Raw genomic sequence first — 16,955 nt, 5'->3', positions numbered from 1 at the left:
CGGGGCGTCCCGCCCAAGATTATCGGGATCGGGCGCCCGTTGCCGGGCGCACCGCTGCGCGGGGCGGTCTCAACTCCGGTCGCCGCTCCCCCGCAGCACCGAGCGGATGCGCGCGAGGACCTCGGTGAAGCGGGACTCGGCGCCGTGCCGGGTCGGGCGATAGTACTCCCGGCCGTGCACCGCGTCGGGCGCGTACTGCTGGCGGACGACGCCGCCGGGGTGGTCGTGCGCGTACTTGTAGCCCTTCCCGTGCCCGAGCTGGGCGGCGCCCTTGTAGTGGGCTTCCCGCAGATGGGCGGGGACAGGGCCGGCCAGCCCCTTGCGGACGTCGCTGAGCGCCCCGTCCACCGCCGCGATCACCGCGTTGGACTTGGGGGCCAGGGAGAGGTGGATCACCGCCTGCGCGAGGTTGATCCGCGCCTCGGGCAGGCCGACGAACTCGACGGCCTGCGCCGCCGCCACCGCCGTCTGCAGGGCGGTCGGGTCGGCCATCCCGACGTCCTCGCTGGCGTGCACGATCAGCCGCCGGGCGATGAACCGGGGGTCCTCCCCGGCCTCGATCATCCGGGCGAGGTAGTGCAGCGCGGCGTCCACGTCGCTGCCGCGGATGCTCTTGATGAACGCGCTGATGACGTCGTAGTGCTGGTCGCCCTCGCGGTCGTAGCGGACGGCCGCGCGGTCGACCGCCCGCTCGAGCACGTCGGGGTCGATCACCGGGACGTCCGCGGCCGCGTCGCCGCCGTCCTCCGCGTCGCCGTCCCCCGCGTCGGTCTCCGCGTTTTCTTCCTCCGCGTCGCCGGTCTTCGCGCCGCCCCGGTCGACGACGAGGGCGGCGGCCTCCAGGTAGGTGAGGGCCCGGCGCGCGTCGCCGCCCGCGAGGCGGACGAGGTGGTCCTCGGCGGCGGGGTCGAGGCGGACGGAGCCGCCGAGGCCGCGCTCCTCGGCGATCGCCCGGCCCACGACCTCGCGCAGCGCGTCGTCGCCGAGCGGCTCCAGCGTGAGCAGCAGCGACCGCGACAGCAGCGGGCTGATCACCGAGAAGAAGGGGTTCTCGGTGGTCGCGCCGATGAACGACACCCACCGGTTCTCCACGGCCGGGAGGAGGGCGTCCTGCTGGGCCTTGTTGAAGCGGTGCACCTCGTCGACGAACAGGACGGTCTGCCGTCCGGTCATGCCGAGCTCGCGGCGCGCCAGGTCGATCTCGGCGCGGACCCGCTTGACGCCGTCGCTGACGGCGGACACCTCCACGAAGCGGCGGGAGGTGACGTGGCTGACGACCGTGGCGAGGGTGGTCTTGCCGGTGCCGGGCGGGCCCCACAGGACGAGCGACATGGGGGCGTCCCGGTCGACGAGCTGCCGGATCGGGGTGCCGGGGCCGAGCAGGTGGCCCTGCCCGACGACCTCGTCGAGGGCGCGCGGCCGCATGCGCACGGCGAGCGGCTGCCCGTCCGCCCGCCCGCCGGGGCCGGCCGCCGGCGCGGCGGCCGCGGCCGGCCCGCCGCGGGCGTCACCCGCCGTGTCGCCGCGGGCGCCGCCCGTGAGCGCCGGATCGTCGAACAGGCTTTCCGCTTGGCCCGATTCCGCCCTGCTGGTCACGCTCCGACATTATCTCTCCCAGGGGGCGCGCCGATCCGCCCGCTCCTGCGGGAACCGGGAGGCGGGCGGGCGCGTTGAAACGCCCCGGAGGAGAAAGCGGGAAAGTGACCGAGACGAGGACGGCCCGGGCGCGGGCGAACAGGCGGAGCGGGCTCGCCGGCCTGCTCGTGGCCCTGTTCGTCGTGGCCGGGCTGGTGGCCGGGTACGGGCTCGGCCACGCTCCGCCGATGCGGATCTGCACCGAGCACGCGGTGAGCGCGCCGGTCGCGGCCGCCGCCGCGGCGCCCGGCGGCTCCTCGGGCGGCGCGTCGGCCGTACCGGGCGACGTGTCCGGTGCCGCGCCGGGTCCGGCGTCCGGTCTCGGGTCCGATGCCGTGTCCGGCCCCGCCCCTGGGGTTCTCGGCGGTCCTGTGGCGGTCGCGCACGCGGCACCGACGCCGCCCGACATGCCCGGCCCCTCGCCGGGGGACGTCTGCCTGTGCCTGGCGGTGCTGCTGACGCTGATGGCCCTCGTGCTGGCGGGCGCCGCCCGCCGCCCGTTCCTGCGGCTGCCCGCCCGCTCAGGCCGCGCCCCGAACCGGCCCCCGGGCGCGGCGCTCGCCGCCCCCTCCCTCTCCGCGCTCCAGGTGCTCCGGCTGTAGGAGACCGGCCGTCCAGGCCGCCGCGCCGTGCCCGCCGCCCAGGCGGTACGGCGGGGCCTCCGTCTCCCCGATCAGCCGAACCACCCTCGAGAGGACCGCTCTCATGTCCAAGAGCGCCCGGAACAAGAACGCCCGAAGCAGTGCCGCCAAGAGCGGCCCCGTGAAGAGCGGCGCCCCCAGGAACAACGCCGCCGGGAACAGGAGCAGGACCGCGAAGAAGAACGCCCTGACGCAGCGGGAGGTGCCCTGGGGCGGCATCGCCTTCTTCACCGTGATCGGCCTCGTCGCGGTCGTCGCCGTCACCTACGCCTTCCTGCAGACGAGGTCGTCGTCGGACGGCGGCGCGTCCATCGCCGGCGTGGTCACCAACGACGACCTCGGCAGCGAGCACACCCGGGCGAGCGTCGACTACGAGACCGACCCGCCGATGGGCGGCGACCACGACCCGGTGTGGCAGAACTGCGACGGCGTCGTCTACGACCGGGAACTGCGCAACGAGAACGCCGTCCACTCCCTGGAGCACGGCTCGGTCTGGATCACCTACCGGCCGGGGCTCGCCGCGGAACAGGTCGAGGCGCTGCGGGAGAAGGTCGAGTCGACGAGCTACACGTTCATGAGCCCGTACGCGGCCCAGGACGCCCCCATCACGCTCACCGCCTGGGGCAACCAGCTCGACCTCCAGGACGCCGGCGACGCCCGCCTCGACGAGTTCCTCAAGGCGTTCGTGAAGGGCCCGCAGACCCCCGAGCCGGGCGCCGCGTGCACCGGCGCCAAGGCCACCGCGTGACGCCCGGAAACGACGACGGCCGCGCCGGACCGGACGACGTCCCGTCCGGCGCGGCCGACGGGACCGACTGGACCGACGGGGTTCCGTCCGGGGGCGCGTCTGGCGGCGGGCGGGGGCGCCGGGTCACCGTCGTCCTCGCCGTCGCCGTGCTCGTGGGCGCGGTCGCCCTCGCCGGGCTGGCCGCGCTGCGGTCGGGACGGCCGGGCACCGACGGGCCCGAGGCCGGGTTCGCGCGGGACATGAGCGTCCACCACGCCCAGGCGGTGCAGATGTCGTTCATCGTGCGGGACCGCACCGGCGACGCGGACGTGCGCCTGCTCGCCTACGACATCGCCAACACCCAGTCGCAGCAGATCGGCATGATGACGGCCTGGCTGGACGAGTGGGAGCTGCCGAAGGCGGATCCGGGCGGCCGGATGCGCTGGATGGCGGGGCACGGCGGGCACGGCGGCGGGTCCCCACCGGGGTCCGGCGCGTCCGGCCGGATGCCCGGGATGGCGACGCCGGAGCAGCTCGCGGAGCTGGAGCGGGCGTCCGGCCGGGACGCCGAGGTGCTGTACCTCCGGCTGATGACCACCCACCACCGAGCGGGGGTGGAGATGGCCGAGGCCGTCCTCGGCCTGACCGGTCACGAGCGGGTGCGGCGGCTGGCCCGGACGATGGTCCGCGGGCAGCAGTCGGAGATCTCGCTGATGGAGGGGATGCTCCGCGAGCGCGGGGCGTCCCCGGCCGGGGACCCCGGCTGAACGCCGCCCGCGGACGCCGTCGGCCCCGCTCCGGGACGTCCCGGGGCGGGGCCGACGGTACGCGCTGCGGCCGACGCGGGGTCAGGAGAACTCGGCGAGGGTCCGCTCGGCCTCTTCCAGCCACGCGCGGCGGGCGGTGAGCGCCTCCTCCGCCTCCTTGGCGTCCCGCTCGCGGCCGGCGCCGCGGGCCTTGTCGAGGCGGCCCTGGAGCTGGTCGATGGAGCTGCGCAGCTGCGCGACCGTGGCCTCCGCGCGGGCGCGGGCCTCGGGGTTGGTGCGCCGCCACTCGTTCTCCTCGGCGGCGCGGACGGCTTCCTCGATCTTGCGGAGCCGGCCCTCGAGGCGGTCGCGCTGGTCGCGCGGCACCATCCCGGCGGCCTCCCAGCGCTCCTGGACCGTCCGCAGCGCCTGCCGGGCCTGCCGGACGTCCCGCACGGGCAGCAGCCGCTCGGCCTCGGCGAGGATCTTCTCCTTCTCCTCGGCGTTCCCGCGGAACTCGGCGTCGCGCTCGGCGAACGCCGCGCTGCGGGCCTGGAAGAAGGTGTCCTGCGCGCCCTTGAAGCGGGCCCACAGCTCCTCTTCGGCGTCGCGGGCGGCACGCCCGGCGAGCTTCCAGCGGCGCATCAGCTCGCGGTAGGCCGCGGCGGTCTCGCCCCAGTCGGTGGAGCCGCTCATCGCCTCGGCGTCGGCGACCAGGCGCTCCTTCTCGCGGCGGGCGTCCTCCCGCTGCTCGTCCAGCGTCGCGAAGTACGCCTTGCGGCGCTTGGTGAACGCGTTGCGGGCGGACGACAGCCGCTTCCACAGCGCGGTCTCGGTGGGCCGGTCGATGCGGTCGGCGGCCTTCCACTCCTCGACGAGCTGCCGGAGCCGCTCGCCGCCGTTCTTCCAGTGGGTCTCCTCGGCGGCGATGCGCTCGGCCTCGGCGACGATGCGCTCTTTGATCTCGCGCGCCTCGTGCCGGTGCTGCTCGCGCTGCGCCTTGACCTCCTCGCGGCGCCGGCCGACCCGCTCGGTCAGCCCGTCGAGCCGGCGGGCCAGCGCGTCGAGGTCGCCGACCGCGTTCGCCCCGGTCACCGCCTCGCGCAGCCGGCCGATGCTCTGCTCGGCCTGGGCGGGCTGCAGGTCGGTCGTGCGGACGCGCTGCTCGAGCAGCCCGATCTCGGTGACGAGCGCGTCGTACTTGCGCTTGTAGTAGGCCAGGGCCTCCTCGGGCGCGCCCGCCTGCCAGGACCCGACGACCCGTTCGCCGTCGGCCGTCTTGACATAGACGGTGCCGTCCTCGTCCACCCGGCCCCATGGATCGGTCGCGCTGGACACCCTTGCCTCCTGAATCGCGGGCCCGAACGTGCTCACGGCCTTCGGACCCTCCACACCTTAGTATCCCGTTCGGCTGATACCGGTCACCCGGCCGCGGCGGCCACCGTGACGTCCTCGATCGTGACCTTCTTCTTGGGTTCGCCGTCCCCCTCGGGCTCCGAACCCGCCGCGGCGATCTTCTCCAGCACGTCCATACCCTTGGTGATCTTGCCGAACACGGTGTAGTCGGGCGGGAGCTGCGAATCGCCGTAGACCATGAAGAACTGGCTGCCGTTGGTGTCGGGGCCCGAGTTCGCCATGGCGAGGGTCGCCTTGCCGTAGGCCGCGCCGTCGAGGTTCTCGTCGGCGAACCGGTAGCCGGGGCCGCCCGTTCCCTTGCCGGTCGGGTCTCCGCACTGCAGGACGTTCAGCCCGCCGCTGGTGAGCCGATGGCAGGGGCTGTCGTCGTAGTAGTTCTTCTCCGCCAGGAACGCGAACGAGTTCACGGTGCAGGGCGCGTTCTTGCCGTCCAGTTGAAGGACGACGTCGCCCTGGTTCGTCTTGACGGTCGCGTTCACCGTGCCGGTGTGAGCCGGCTTCACGGGCGGGGTTCCGAGGCCGTCGGGGGCGCCCGGCGCGTCGGACTCGGTGTAGGCGCACTCGCCGTTCGCGGGCGACGCCGAGTTCCCGCCGGACGCGGCGTTCGCCTCGGCCGGGTCGTCGTCGCCGGTGAACAGGAAGATCCCCGCCCCGCCGAGCGCGATCACCGCCACCGCGGCGGCCGAGCCGAACACCTTCAGCCTGCGCGCCCTGGCCGCCTCCGCCGCCCGGCGCTGCTGCTGGCGCTCATAGCGTTGCCGCGCGAGCTGCTTCTTGCGGTCCTTCCCCGCCACTGGCCATGCCCTTTCGCTGTGATCAGGTGAACGTGCAGCGCATAGTAGCGGTACCGGCGCGTAAAAGCGCCGTAAAACGGACGCCGGGGAACGAGGTCACCCTTCCGCCCCGCGGGATAACGCTCCGCGACACGGCGATCGGCGGATCTCGTTCGCGGTGGCCGCGGGCGCGCCGGTACCCTCGAACACGCCCACCGAGATGGTTCTAAGGAAGGACGTCCGTGCTCGTCGCCGGGTTCCCCGCTGGATCGTTCGCCGCGAACTGCTATGTCGTGGCGCCCGCCGCGGGTGAGGAGTGCGTCATCATCGACCCCGGCCAGGACGCCGAGGCAGGCATCGACGAGATCCTGCGCGAGCATCGGCTGAAGCCGGTCGCGGTGCTGCTGACCCACGGCCACATCGACCACGTGTGGTCGGTGGCGCCGGTGTGCGGCGCGAAGGACGTGCCCGCGTTCGTCCATCCGGACGACCGCGACCTGCTGACCGATCCGGCCAAGGGGCTGTCGCTCGGTCCCGGGCAGCAGCTGTTCGGCGGGCTGGAGCTGACCGAGCCGGACGACGTGCGGGAACTGGCCGACGGCGCCGAGCTGGAGCTCGCCGGGCTACGGTTCACCGTCGACCACGCGCCGGGCCATACGCCCGGGTCGGTGACCTTCCGGACGCCCGCCGCGCAGGAGCTCCCCGACGTGATGTTCTCCGGGGACCTGCTGTTCGCCGGGTCGATCGGCCGCACCGACCTGCCGGGCGGGTCGCACGAGCAGATCCTCGCCAGCCTGGCGCGGGTGTGCCTGTCGCTGCCCGACGAGACCGCCGTCCTGCCCGGCCACGGCCCCCAGACCACAATCGGCCGCGAGCGCGCCACGAATCCGTTCCTCGCGGACACCGCGCCCGCCGACGGGCCCCGCAAGGGACTCTAGGAACGTCACACACATCATGAGTTCGAGCTTCCAGGCCCCCAAAGGGGTCAGTGAATACGTCCCGCCGCGCGCGGACCTGCTGTACGCGGTCCGCGAGGCGTTCGCCGAGCAGGCGCGGCTGGCCGGATACGGCTATCTGGAACTGGCCGTCTTCGAGGACACCAACCTGTTCCGCCGCGGCGTCGGCGAGTCCACCGACGTGGTGTCCAAGGAGATGTACACGTTCGAGGACCGCGGCGGCCGCTCGCTGACGCTGCGGCCCGAGTTCACCGCGTCCGTCCTGCGGTGCGTGCTGGAGAACGGCCTGCACAAGCAGGGCGCGCTGCCGGTGAAGGTGTGGACGACCGGCGCGGCGTTCCGCGCCGAGCGCCCGCAGCAGGGCCGCTACCGGCAGTTCTACCAGCTCGACCTCGAGGCGATCGGCAGCGAGGACCCGCGGGTCGACGCCGAGACGATCGCGATCGCGGCGAACTGGTACCGCTCCCTCGGGCTGACGCGGGTGCGGCTGCTGCTGAACTCGCTCGGCTGCCGCGAGTGCCGTCCGGCCTACCGGGCGCGGCTGCAGGAGTTCCTGCGCGGCCTCGACCTGGACGAGGCGACCCGCGCCCGCATCGAGATCAACCCGCTGCGGGTGCTGGACGACAAGCGCCCGCGGGTCCGCGAGCAGCTCGCCGGCGCGCCGCTGATGGCCGACCACCTGTGCGCGGCCTGCAAGGCGCACCACGACGCCGTCCGGGAGCTGCTGGCCGACCTCGGCATCGAGTGGGAGGACACCCCCACCCTGGTGCGCGGCCTCGACTACTACACCCGGACGACCTACGAGTTCGACCACCCGCTGCTCGGCGCCCAGTCGGGCATCGGCGGCGGCGGCCGCTACGACGGGCTGTCGGAGGACATCGGCGGCCCGCCGCTGCCCGGCATCGGGTTCGGGCTCGGGCTGGACCGGACGATCCTCGCGCTGGAGGCCGAGGGCGCCGAGTTCGCCGCCCGGCCGCGCTGCGAGGCGTTCGGGGTGCCGCTGGGCGGCGCCGCGGAGCGCCGCATGTTCGGGCTCGTCGCGGAGCTGCGCCGGGCCGGGGTCGCCGCCGACACGGCGTTCGGCGGCAAGAAGCTGAAGGGCGCCATGAAGGACGCGGACCGGTCCGGCGCCCGGTACGCCGTGATCCTCGGCGAGCGAGATATCGCGGACGGCGTCGCCCAGGTCAAGGACCTGGCCGCGGGCGAGCAGACCGCCGTCCCCCTCGCCGACATCGTCACGACGTTGAAAGAGAGGCTTTCGAAATGATCCGCTCGCACGAGGCGGGGACGCTCCGCAGGGAGCACGCCGGGCAGCAGGTCACGCTGGCCGGCTGGGTGGCCCGCCGCCGCGACCACGGCGGCGTCACCTTCATCGACCTGCGGGACGCGTCCGGCACCGCGCAGGTCGTCTTCCGCGAGGAGGACGCGGCGCACGACCTGCGCTCGGAGTTCTGCGTCAAGGTCGTCGGCGAGGTCCGGATCCGTCCGGAGGGGAACGAGAACCCCGAGCTGCCCACCGGCGACATCGAGGTCGCGGCCGAGACGATCGAGGTGCTGTCGGAGGCCGCGCCGCTGCCGTTCCCCATCGAGGGCGACGTCAACGTCAACGAGGAGATCCGGCTCAAGTACCGCTACCTCGACATCCGCCGGGACGCGGTGGCGCACGCCATGCGCGTCCGGTCGGAGGCGTCGTTCCTCACCCACGAGGTGATGCGCGAGCACGGCTTCGTCAACGTCGAGACCCCGACGCTGACCCGCTCGACGCCCGAGGGCGCCCGCGACTTCCTCGTGCCCGTCCGGCTCAAGCCGGGCCACTGGTACGCGCTGCCGCAGTCCCCGCAGCTGTTCAAGCAGCTGCTCATGGTGGGCGGGCTGGAGCGCTACTACCAGATCGCCCGCTGCTACCGCGACGAGGACTTCCGCGCCGACCGGCAGCCCGAGTTCACGCAGATCGACATCGAGATGTCGTTCGTCGACCAGGACGACGTCCTGCGCGTCGGCGAGGACCTCGTGTCCCGGCTGTGGAAGGAGATCGCCGGGTACGAGATCCCCCGGCCGATCCCCCACATCACCTACGCCGACGCCATGGCGCGGTACGGCTCGGACAAGCCCGACCTGCGGTTCGGCAACGAGCTGACCGACATGACGGAGTACTTCGCCGACACCTCGTTCCGGGTGTTCCAGGCCCCGTACGTCGGCGCGGTCGTGATGCCGGGCGGCGCGTCCCAGACCCGCAAGGAGCTGGACGCCTGGCAGGACTGGGCGAAGTCCCGCGGCGCCCGCGGCCTCGCGTACGTCCTCGTCCAGCCCGACGGGGCGCTCGGCGGGCCGGTCGCCAAGAACCTGTCGGACGCCGAGAAGGAGGGCCTCGCCGCGAAGACGGGCGCGTCCCCCGGCGACGCGATCTTCTTCGGCGCGGGCAAGCGGCACGCCACGCAGGAGCTGCTGGGCGCCGCCCGGCTGGAGATCGGCCGCCGCTGCGAGCTGATCGACGCGTCCGCGTGGGAGTTCGTCTGGGTCGTGGACGCCCCGGTCTTCGAGCCGGTCGAGGACGACAAGGGCGAGCAGATCGGCTGGACGCCGGTGCACCACCCGTTCACCGCGCCGAAGCCCGAGTACGCCGACACCTTCCAGGACGACCCGGGCGCCGCGCTCGCCGACGCCTACGACCTCGTGCTGAACGGCAACGAGATCGGCGGCGGCTCGATCCGTATCCACCGCGCCGAGATGCAGCAGCGGGTGTTCGACGTCCTCGGCATGTCCAAGGAGGAGGCCGAGTCGAAGTTCGGCTTCCTGCTGGAGGCGTTCAAGTTCGGCCCGCCGCCGCACGGCGGCATCGCGTTCGGCTGGGACCGCGTCGTCATGCTGCTCGCCGGGCAGGAATCGATCCGCGACGTCATCGCCTTCCCGAAGGCCGCGTCCGGGTTCGACCCGCTGACCGCCGCGCCCACGCCGATCACGCCGCAGCAGCGCAAGGAGGCCGGCGTCGACGTGATCCCCGAGGAGGAGCCCGCCGGGAGCTGACCCGCACGCACGGCAGAGGGCGGTCGCCGCGGTGGCGACCGCCCTCTCGCGTGTCCGGCCGGAGGCCCCGGCGCCGCGGGTCAGCGGGTGGCGCCGCTCGTCACGCGGTAGACGTCGTACACGCCGTCGATCGAGCGGACGGCCTTCAGGACGTGCCCGAGGTGCTTGGGGTCGCCCATCTCGAAGGTGAAGCGGCTGACGGCGACCCGGTCGCGGGTGGTGGTGACCGACGCGGACAGGATGTTGACGTGCTGGTCGGACAGCACGCGGGTGACGTCGGACAGCAGCCGCGGCCGGTCGAGCGCCTCGACCTGGATGGCCACGAGGAAGACCGAGTCCTCGCCCGGGGACCACTTGACGTCGATCAGCCGGTCGGGCTGGCTGCGCAGGCTCCCGACGTTGGCGCAGTCGCTGCGGTGCACCGAGACGCCGTGGCCGCGGGTGACGAACCCGACGATGTCGTCGCCGGGGACGGGCGTGCAGCAGCGCGACAGCCGGACCCACACGTCCGGGTCGTCGGCGACGACGACGCCCGGGTCGCCCGCGGGCCGGTTCCGCTTGCGGCGGGTCGGCAGCGCGATCTCGGCGAGGTCCTCCTCGGCGCTCTCCACGCCGCCGAGGGCGTCCACGAGGCGCTGCACCACGTGCTGGGCCGAGACCTGGCTCTCGCCGACCGCGGCGTACAGCGACGACACGTCGGGGTAGCGCATGTCGCGGGCGAGGGCGAGCAGCGCCTCCCCGGACATCATGCGCTGCAGCGGCATGTTCTGCTTGCGCATGGCGCGGGCGATGGCGTCCTTGCCGGACTCGATCGCGGTGTCGCGGCGCTCCTTGGAGAACCAGTGCTTGATCTTGTTGCGGGCGCGGGCGCTCTTGACGAACCCGAGCCAGTCGCGGCTGGGCCCGGCGTCCTGCGACTTGGAGGTGAACACCTCGACGGTGTCGCCGTTGTCGAGGGTCGACTCGAGGGGGACGAGGCGTCCGTTGACGCGGGCGCCGATGCAGCGGTGCCCGACCTCGGTGTGGATCGCGTACGCGAAGTCGACCGGGGTCGCGCCCTGCGGCAGCGCGATGACGTCGCCCTTGGGGGTGAAGACGAACACCTCGGAGACCGACAGGTCGAAGCGGAGGGACTCCAGGAACTCGGCCGGGTCGGCGGTCTCCTTCTGCCAGTCGAGGAGCTGCCGGAGCCACTGCATGTCGCCGGCGCGGCGGCCGCCGACGGTCTCCTCCTTGTACTTCCAGTGCGCGGCGACGCCGTACTCGGCGCGCCGGTGCATCCCCCACGTGCGGATCTGCAGCTCGACGGGCTTGCCGCCGGGGCCGATCACCGTGGTGTGCAGCGACTGGTACATGTTGAACTTCGGCATCGCGATGTAGTCCTTGAACCGGCCGGGGACCGGGTTCCATCGCGCGTGGATCGAGCCGAGGGCGGCGTAGCAGTCGCGGACGCTGTCGACCAGGACCCGGATGCCGACCAGGTCGTAGATGTCGTCGAAGCTGACGTCCCGGGCGATCATCTTCTGGTAGATCGAGTAGTAGTGCTTCGGCCGTCCCGTCACGGTGGCCTTGATGCGGGCCTCGCGCAGGTCGGTGGAGACGTTCTCGATGACCTCTTGCAGGTAGACGTCGCGCCGCGGGGCGCGCTCGGACACCAGCCGGGCGATCTCGTCGAACCGCTTCGGGTACAGGGTGGCGAACGCGAGGTCCTCCAGCTCCCACTTCAGCGTGTTCATCCCGAGGCGGTGCGCCAGCGGCGCGAACACCTCGAGGGTCTCGCGGGCCTTCTTCTCCTGCTTGTGCCGCGGCATGTAGCGCAGGGTGCGCATGTTGTGCAGCCGGTCGCCGAGCTTGATCACCAGGACGCGGATGTCGCGGGACATCGCGACGACCATCTTGCGGACGGTCTCGGCCTCGGCGGCCTCGCCGTACTTGACCTTGTCGAGCTTGGTGACGCCGTCGACCAGGGCGGCGATCTCGTCGCCGAAGTCGGCGGTGAGCTCGTCCAGGCTGTAGGGCGTGTCCTCGACGGTGTCGTGCAGCAGCGCCGCGCAGAGCGTCTCGGTGTTCATGCCGAGCTCGGCGAGGATGGTCGCGACCGCGAGCGGGTGCGTGATGTACGGGTCGCCGCTCTTGCGCTTCTGGTGCCGGTGGTAGTGCGCCGCGACGTCGTAGGCGCGTTCGATGAGCCGGAGGTCCGCCTTCGGGTGGGTGTTGCGGACCGTCTTGATCAGTGGTTCCAGTACCGGGTTCATGGCGGTTCCGCGCTGGGCGCCCAGCCGTGCGAGCCTGCGGCGCACCCGGGCGGCGGACGGCGGGACGGTGGTGGTCGCGGAGGCGCCCCGGTCGGCGGGGTCCTCCTCGGTGTGGAACGCGGGGCCCGGCCGGGCGGCCCCGGCCTCGCCCCCGGTGCCGCCCGGGGTGGCCCCGGCGGCGTCCCCGGCGGCGTCCTTCGCCGCGTCGTCCGCGGCGGCCGTGCCCGGCGCGGGCCCGGTCTCCGGGGTGCGGGAGGGGGCGTCGCCGGTCGCGTCGGGGCCGGTGGGGGCGTTGCCGGCGGGGGCGGCTCCGGGGCGCTCGGGGGGCGGGCCGGCGGGCGCGGCGCGCTCCGCGGCCGCCTCGCCGGCGGCCGGCGTCGCGGGGCGGGCTCCGGTCGCGGGTTTCTCCGCGGCCTCGCTCACCGCGCCGGTCGATGCCGCCTCACCGGGCACTCAGCCTCCTCGGGTCCGTGCGGGCGCCGCATGCCGTCCGCCCCGCGGGTGAGCGCCCGTCCCCACCGGGCTCGATTGCGCCAGTGTATCCGGCGCCGGTTCCGTGTTAGACGGTAACCAGCGAGTGGACGTCGAGATTCCCGACCTTGTCGCGCCCGTGCAGGAACGACAGCTCCAGCAGGACGGAGAGCCCGACCACCTCGCCGCCGCAGCGCCGGACGAGGTCGGCGGCGGCGCGGGCCGTCCCGCCGGTGGCCAGGACGTCGTCGACGATCAGGACGCGGTCGCCGGACTCGAAGGCGTCCGCGTGGATCTCGATCGTCTCCGTCCCGTACTCGAGATCATAGGTGGCGGCGTGCGTCCGCGCGGGCAGTTTGCCCTTCTTGCGGACGGGCACGAAGCCCGCCCCGAAGTGGTAGGCGACGGGCGCGGCGAGGATGAAGCCCCGCGCCTCGATACCGACGATCTTGTCGATCGTGCCGCGGCCGTGGTGGTTGACGATGGCGTCCACCACCCCCGCGAAGGCGACGTGGTCCGCCAGCAGCGGAGTGATGTCCTTGAACACGACCCCCGGCTTCGGGTAGTCGTCCACGTCGCGGATCCGCTCCTGGATCAGCTTGCCGAGGTCCACCATCGTTCGTCCCCCTGAGACGCCTGTTGCCTGCTACCGCCCCTGAGGGCCCTGCTCGCCGCCCGCGCGGCCCGCCGTCACCTGCCGCGGCGCTGCTGGCGCGTGCCGCGCCTGGGCTGGTGCCGCGGCCCCGACTGGACCACCTTGCGGACGGTGACCGACTTCGCGACGTCCTCGCCGGACGTCGCCGCGGCGTCGCCCGCGCCGCCGTCCGGGGCGTCGTCGCCGGCGGAGCCGCCGTCCGCGTCGTCGCCGCCGGGCGCGCCCGCCGTCGCCTTCACCTTGGCGACCGTCTTCGACTTCCGCTTCGCGCTGGCCTCGCGGCGCGCGATGTTCGCCCGGATCTCCCGGTACTTGGGTTCGCGCTCCTTCAGCTGCACCAGCAGCGGCGTCGCGACGCACAGCGACGAGTACGTCCCGACGATCATGCCGACGAACAGCGCGAGCGACAAATCCTTCAGCGTGCCCGCGCCGAACAGCGTCGTCCCGATGAACAGGATCGCCGCCACCGGCAGGATCGCCACCAGCGAGGTGTTCAGGGACCGGACGAGCGTGCTGGCGAGGGCCGTGTTCGCGGCCTGGCTGTAGGTGGTCTTGGAGGTCGGGCCGAGCGGCTTGGTGACCTCCTTGATCATGTCGAACACCACGACCGCGTCGTACAGCGAGTATCCGAGGATCGTCAGGAAGCCCAGCAGCGTGGCGGGGGTCACCTCGAAGCCGGACCACGCGTAGACGCCCGCGGTGATCACGAGGTCGTGGACGAGGGCGACGACCGCGGCCGCCGCCATCCGCCACTCGAACGCGATGGACAGGTACGCGATGATCAGCACCATGAAGACGGCGAGGGCCTGCCACGCCTTCGACTGGATCTCACCGCCCCAGGAGGCGCCGACCACCTGGGTGCTGACCTTGTCGCCCGGGATGCCGAGCCGCTCGGTGACGCTCTGCTTGACCTCGCCGACCTCGTCGGACGACATGCTCTCGGTGGTCACCCGCCACTTGTCGCCGGCCTCCTGCACGATCGTCTGGTGGGCGCCACCGTCGGCGACGGCGCCGCGCACCTGCTCGATCGACGCGCTCGGCGCCTGGAAGGTGAAGACCGAGCCGCCCTTGAACTCCACGCCGAAGTTCAGGCCCTGCACGATCAGGCCGGCGATGGACAGGACCAGCAGGATCCCGGAGATCGAGTACCACAGCTTCGGCCGGCCGACGATGTCGGCGCTGACCTCGCCCCGGTAGATCCGGGAGATGATCGCACGCGTCGCCATGTCTCAGACCTCCTGGCTCGTCGGACGGGCGGCGGAACCTGGCGCGGCCCCGGAGGCGCGGCGCAGCCGTCTGGCGTCGACCCCTGACAGCGGATGGCCCTGGCCGAAGAACGTGGTGCGCGACAGAACGGCCACCAGCGGCTTGGTGAAGAAGAACACCACGATCACGTCGATGAGGGTGGTGAGCCCCATCGCGAACGCGAACCCGGCGACGCCGCCGACCGCGAGGAAGTACAGCACGAGGGCGGCCAGGAAGGTCACCGCGTCGGCGACCAGGATCGTGCGGCGGGCGCGCTTCCAGGCCGTCTCGACGGACGGCCGGAGCTTGCGGCCCGCGCGCAGTTCGTCCCGCAGGCGCTCGAAGTAGACGATGAAGGAGTCGGCGGTGATGCCGATCGACACGATCAGGCCGATGATGTGCGGCAGCGAGAGGCGGAAGCCCATGTTCTCGCCGAGGATCACCACCGCCAGGTAGGTGATCGCGGAGGCGACCGCGAGGCTGGAGACCGCGACCAGGCCGAGGCCCCGGTAGTAGACCATGCAGTAGACGACCACGAGGACGAGGCCGATGGCGCCGGCGATCAGGCCGCCGGTGAGCTGGTCGGACCCGAGCGTGGACGAGACCTCGTCGATGGAGCTCTGCTCGAACTCCAGCGGCAGCGCCCCGTACTTGAGCACGTTGGCGAGGTCGGTGGCGTACTGCTGGCCGAAGCTCTCGGGCGGGCCGTCGATGCTGGCGGTGCCGCCGGTGATCGGGCCCTGGTTGATGGCGGGGGCGGAGACGACCTGGCCGTCCAGGACGATCGCGATCTGCGCCTGCGCGGACGTGGGGTCCTGCTGGTAGGCGCCGTACGCCTCGGTGGTGACCTGCCCGAACTGGTCGGCGCCGCGGCCGTCGAAGTCGAGGGAGACCGACCAGCTCGGCTGTCCCTGCTGGGCGTTCGGCGGGACCGCCTCGGCGCCGTCGACGTTCTCGCCGAGCACTCGGACGGGGCCGAGGATGTACTTGGTGACCTGGCCGTTCTCGACTTCCTCGTCGCAGGCGACGACCCATTGCCTGCCGGGGTCGTTGGAGCCTGGGGCGCGGCGGTCGCCGTTGTAGCAGTCGAGTTCCTCGAACTGCTTGACGACGGCCTGGTCGCGGACGCCCGGGTAGAGGGCCGACGCGTCCGTCGCGTCGGACGAGCCGGACGGCTCGGGCGAGGCGGACGGCTCGGCGGAGCCGGACGGCGACGGGGAGGCGGTCGCGGGGGGAGTGGGAGCGGTGGGAGCGGACGCGGTCAGCGCCGCGGAGGCGGCGCGGCCGCGCGGCGCCGCGGAAGAGGAGGGCGAGGACGACGGCGCGCCGGCGGACGCGGAGGCCGACGGCGACGGGCTCGCCTCCCCGTCCTGGTCGCCGCGGTCCCCGCTTCCTCGGTCGGCGCGTTCGCCTCCGCCCGCGGAGGGCGACGGCGACGGGGAGCCCCCCGTCGCCGGACGCCCGTCCGCGGCCGCGAACACCTGCCGGAACTGGAGTTTCGCGGTCGTGCCGATCATGTTGACGACGCGGCTCTGGCCCGCCCCCGGCACGTTGACGACGATGTTGTCGCCGCCCTGCTTCTGCACCTCGGCGTCCGAGACGCCCAGGCCGTTGACCCGCTGGGTCATGATCTTGACGGCCTGGTCCATCTGCTCGGCGGGCGGGGTCTCGCCGTTCGGCGTCTTCGCCGACAGCGTCACGGTCGTCCCGCCCGCGAGGTCGAGCCCGAGCTTGGGAGTCGTGGACCCCTGCAGGAACGCCGTCCCTGCCAGGACCACCAGGATCGCGAAGAGCGCGAGAAGGGTGCGTCCCGGCTTGGGGACGTTCCTAGGGGGAGCCACTTGTCGTCTTACTTCCCGTCTGGATTCGGTGCAGGAGGGCGTCGGTCAGTCGGAGGACTTCCGCCCGGCCTTCGCACCGGCCTTCGCCTCGGGCTCGTCGTCCTCGACGTCCTCGACGGAGTCGTCGGCGTCCGCGTCGTTCTTGGTGAGGTCGACGGCGTCGCCGTCGCGCTCGTCGTCGTCCGCGTCGTCGTCCTCGTCCAGGTCGAGCTCCTCGGCGTCGGCGCCCTTGGCGTCGTCGTCCTGGAGGACCCGCATGACGGCCTGCTTGACGAAGCTCACCTCGACGCCGGGCGCGATCTCCAGCAGCACGCCGTCGTCGTCGACCGACAGCACGGTGGCGCGCATGCCGCTGGTCGTCATCACGCGCGTGCCCGGCTGCAGGGAGCTCTCCATCTGCAGCTGCTCCTTGCGCCGCTTGCTCTGCGGCCGGATGAGGAGAAAGTAGAAGACGAGCGGAATGGCCAGCAGGAGCAGGAGGTTGAAGGCCCCGCTGCCGCCCGACTCCGCCGCAATGATCATGTCGCCGCCCATTACTGGGGCATCCTTCCGGTGTCGATTGCCCAGCCC

The 16,955-nt window shown here is 72.9% G+C and carries 14 protein-coding genes; 6 read left to right on the top strand and 8 right to left on the bottom strand.

The window, feature by feature from the left end:
• Positions 1-69: 69 nt before the first annotated feature.
• The gene (locus H505_RS44235) at positions 70-1,425 is read right to left on the bottom strand and encodes a replication-associated recombination protein A (RefSeq protein WP_084550782.1); all 1,356 of its coding nucleotides are present in this window, start codon (positions 1,423-1,425) and stop codon (positions 70-72) included.
• A 275-nt stretch (positions 1,426-1,700) separates the two neighbouring features.
• Here H505_RS44235 and H505_RS0125095 point away from each other — a divergent pair, with 275 nt between their 5' ends.
• From H505_RS0125095 to H505_RS44230, 3 genes are all read left to right on the top strand, one after another.
• Positions 1,701-2,237 carry a hypothetical protein gene (locus tag H505_RS0125095; protein WP_026404180.1) on the top strand — a complete coding sequence of 179 codons (537 nt, stop codon included), beginning with the start codon at positions 1,701-1,703 and terminating at the stop codon, positions 2,235-2,237.
• Between the two features lie 103 nt (positions 2,238-2,340).
• On the top strand, positions 2,341-3,024 hold the full coding sequence (locus tag H505_RS0125090; protein WP_084550770.1) for a DUF3105 domain-containing protein: 684 nt from the start codon (positions 2,341-2,343) through the stop codon (positions 3,022-3,024).
• Positions 3,021-3,770: a DUF305 domain-containing protein gene (locus H505_RS44230; RefSeq protein ID WP_051301141.1), complete on the top strand. Its 750-nt coding sequence runs from the start codon at positions 3,021-3,023 to the stop codon at positions 3,768-3,770. The genes H505_RS0125090 and H505_RS44230 overlap by 4 nt, the downstream gene beginning before the upstream one ends.
• Before the next feature lie 81 nt (positions 3,771-3,851).
• Here H505_RS44230 and H505_RS0125080 read toward each other — a convergent pair whose 3' ends face one another.
• Positions 3,852-5,087, bottom strand: a complete 1,236-nt coding sequence (locus H505_RS0125080; protein ID WP_026404178.1) for a DUF349 domain-containing protein — start codon at positions 5,085-5,087, stop codon at positions 3,852-3,854.
• An 83-nt stretch (positions 5,088-5,170) separates the two neighbouring features.
• A complete protein-coding gene (locus H505_RS0125075) occupies positions 5,171-5,959 on the bottom strand; it encodes a peptidylprolyl isomerase (RefSeq protein WP_026404177.1) in 789 nt (262 codons plus the stop codon).
• Positions 5,960-6,180: 221 nt separating this feature from the next.
• Here H505_RS0125075 and H505_RS0125070 point away from each other — a divergent pair, with 221 nt between their 5' ends.
• From H505_RS0125070 to aspS, 3 genes are read left to right on the top strand one after another with little or no spacing between them, the layout of a single operon-like run.
• A complete protein-coding gene (locus H505_RS0125070) occupies positions 6,181-6,876 on the top strand; it encodes an MBL fold metallo-hydrolase (RefSeq protein WP_026404176.1) in 696 nt (231 codons plus the stop codon).
• A 16-nt stretch (positions 6,877-6,892) separates the two neighbouring features.
• Positions 6,893-8,161, top strand: a complete 1,269-nt coding sequence (hisS, locus tag H505_RS0125065; protein ID WP_026404175.1) for a histidine--tRNA ligase — start codon at positions 6,893-6,895, stop codon at positions 8,159-8,161.
• Entirely contained in the window at positions 8,158-9,918 is a 1,761-nt protein-coding gene (gene aspS, locus H505_RS0125060) for an aspartate--tRNA ligase (RefSeq protein ID WP_026404174.1), read from the top strand. The genes hisS and aspS overlap by 4 nt, the downstream gene beginning before the upstream one ends.
• An 80-nt stretch (positions 9,919-9,998) precedes the next feature.
• Here the strand turns inward: aspS and H505_RS0125055 are convergent, their stop codons facing one another.
• From H505_RS0125055 to yajC, 5 genes are all read right to left on the bottom strand, one after another.
• Positions 9,999-12,173 carry a RelA/SpoT family protein gene (locus tag H505_RS0125055; RefSeq protein ID WP_051301139.1) on the bottom strand — a complete coding sequence of 725 codons (2,175 nt, stop codon included), beginning with the start codon at positions 12,171-12,173 and terminating at the stop codon, positions 9,999-10,001.
• Positions 12,174-12,732: 559 nt separating this feature from the next.
• The gene (locus H505_RS0125050; RefSeq protein ID WP_026404172.1) at positions 12,733-13,260 is read right to left on the bottom strand and encodes an adenine phosphoribosyltransferase; all 528 of its coding nucleotides are present in this window, start codon (positions 13,258-13,260) and stop codon (positions 12,733-12,735) included.
• A gap of 74 nt (positions 13,261-13,334) precedes the next feature.
• Positions 13,335-14,525, bottom strand: a complete 1,191-nt coding sequence (secF, locus tag H505_RS0125045; protein ID WP_026404171.1) for a protein translocase subunit SecF — start codon at positions 14,523-14,525, stop codon at positions 13,335-13,337.
• 3 nt (positions 14,526-14,528) lie between these two features.
• Positions 14,529-16,385, bottom strand: a complete 1,857-nt coding sequence (secD, locus tag H505_RS44225; protein WP_034519688.1) for a protein translocase subunit SecD — start codon at positions 16,383-16,385, stop codon at positions 14,529-14,531.
• Between the two features lie 45 nt (positions 16,386-16,430).
• Positions 16,431-16,919 carry a preprotein translocase subunit YajC gene (yajC, locus tag H505_RS44220; RefSeq protein ID WP_051301128.1) on the bottom strand — a complete coding sequence of 163 codons (489 nt, stop codon included), beginning with the start codon at positions 16,917-16,919 and terminating at the stop codon, positions 16,431-16,433.
• Between the last annotated feature and the right edge of the window lie 36 nt (positions 16,920-16,955).

This window comes from Actinomadura rifamycini DSM 43936, assembly GCF_000425065.1.
GTDB lineage: Bacteria > Actinomycetota > Actinomycetes > Streptosporangiales > Streptosporangiaceae > Spirillospora > Spirillospora rifamycini.
Note: the sequence above shows the minus strand (reverse complement) of the source record. Positions and strands in the feature narration are given on the sequence as shown.

Excerpts from the sequence above, each read along its gene's own strand:
- yajC (WP_051301128.1), bottom strand. The coding sequence starts at position 16,919 with ATGGGCGGCGACATGATCATTGCGGCGGAGTCGGGCGGCAGCGGGGCC.
- H505_RS44235 (WP_084550782.1), bottom strand. The coding sequence starts at position 1,425 with ATGCGGCCGCGCGCCCTCGACGAGGTCGTCGGGCAGGGCCACCTGCTC.
- H505_RS0125055 (WP_051301139.1), bottom strand. The coding sequence starts at position 12,173 with ATGAACCCGGTACTGGAACCACTGATCAAGACGGTCCGCAACACCCAC.
- aspS (WP_026404174.1), top strand. The coding sequence starts at position 8,158 with ATGATCCGCTCGCACGAGGCGGGGACGCTCCGCAGGGAGCACGCCGGG.
- hisS (WP_026404175.1), top strand. The coding sequence starts at position 6,893 with ATGAGTTCGAGCTTCCAGGCCCCCAAAGGGGTCAGTGAATACGTCCCG.
- secF (WP_026404171.1), bottom strand. The coding sequence starts at position 14,525 with ATGGCGACGCGTGCGATCATCTCCCGGATCTACCGGGGCGAGGTCAGC.
- H505_RS0125050 (WP_026404172.1), bottom strand. The coding sequence starts at position 13,260 with ATGGTGGACCTCGGCAAGCTGATCCAGGAGCGGATCCGCGACGTGGAC.
- H505_RS0125090 (WP_084550770.1), top strand. The coding sequence starts at position 2,341 with ATGTCCAAGAGCGCCCGGAACAAGAACGCCCGAAGCAGTGCCGCCAAG.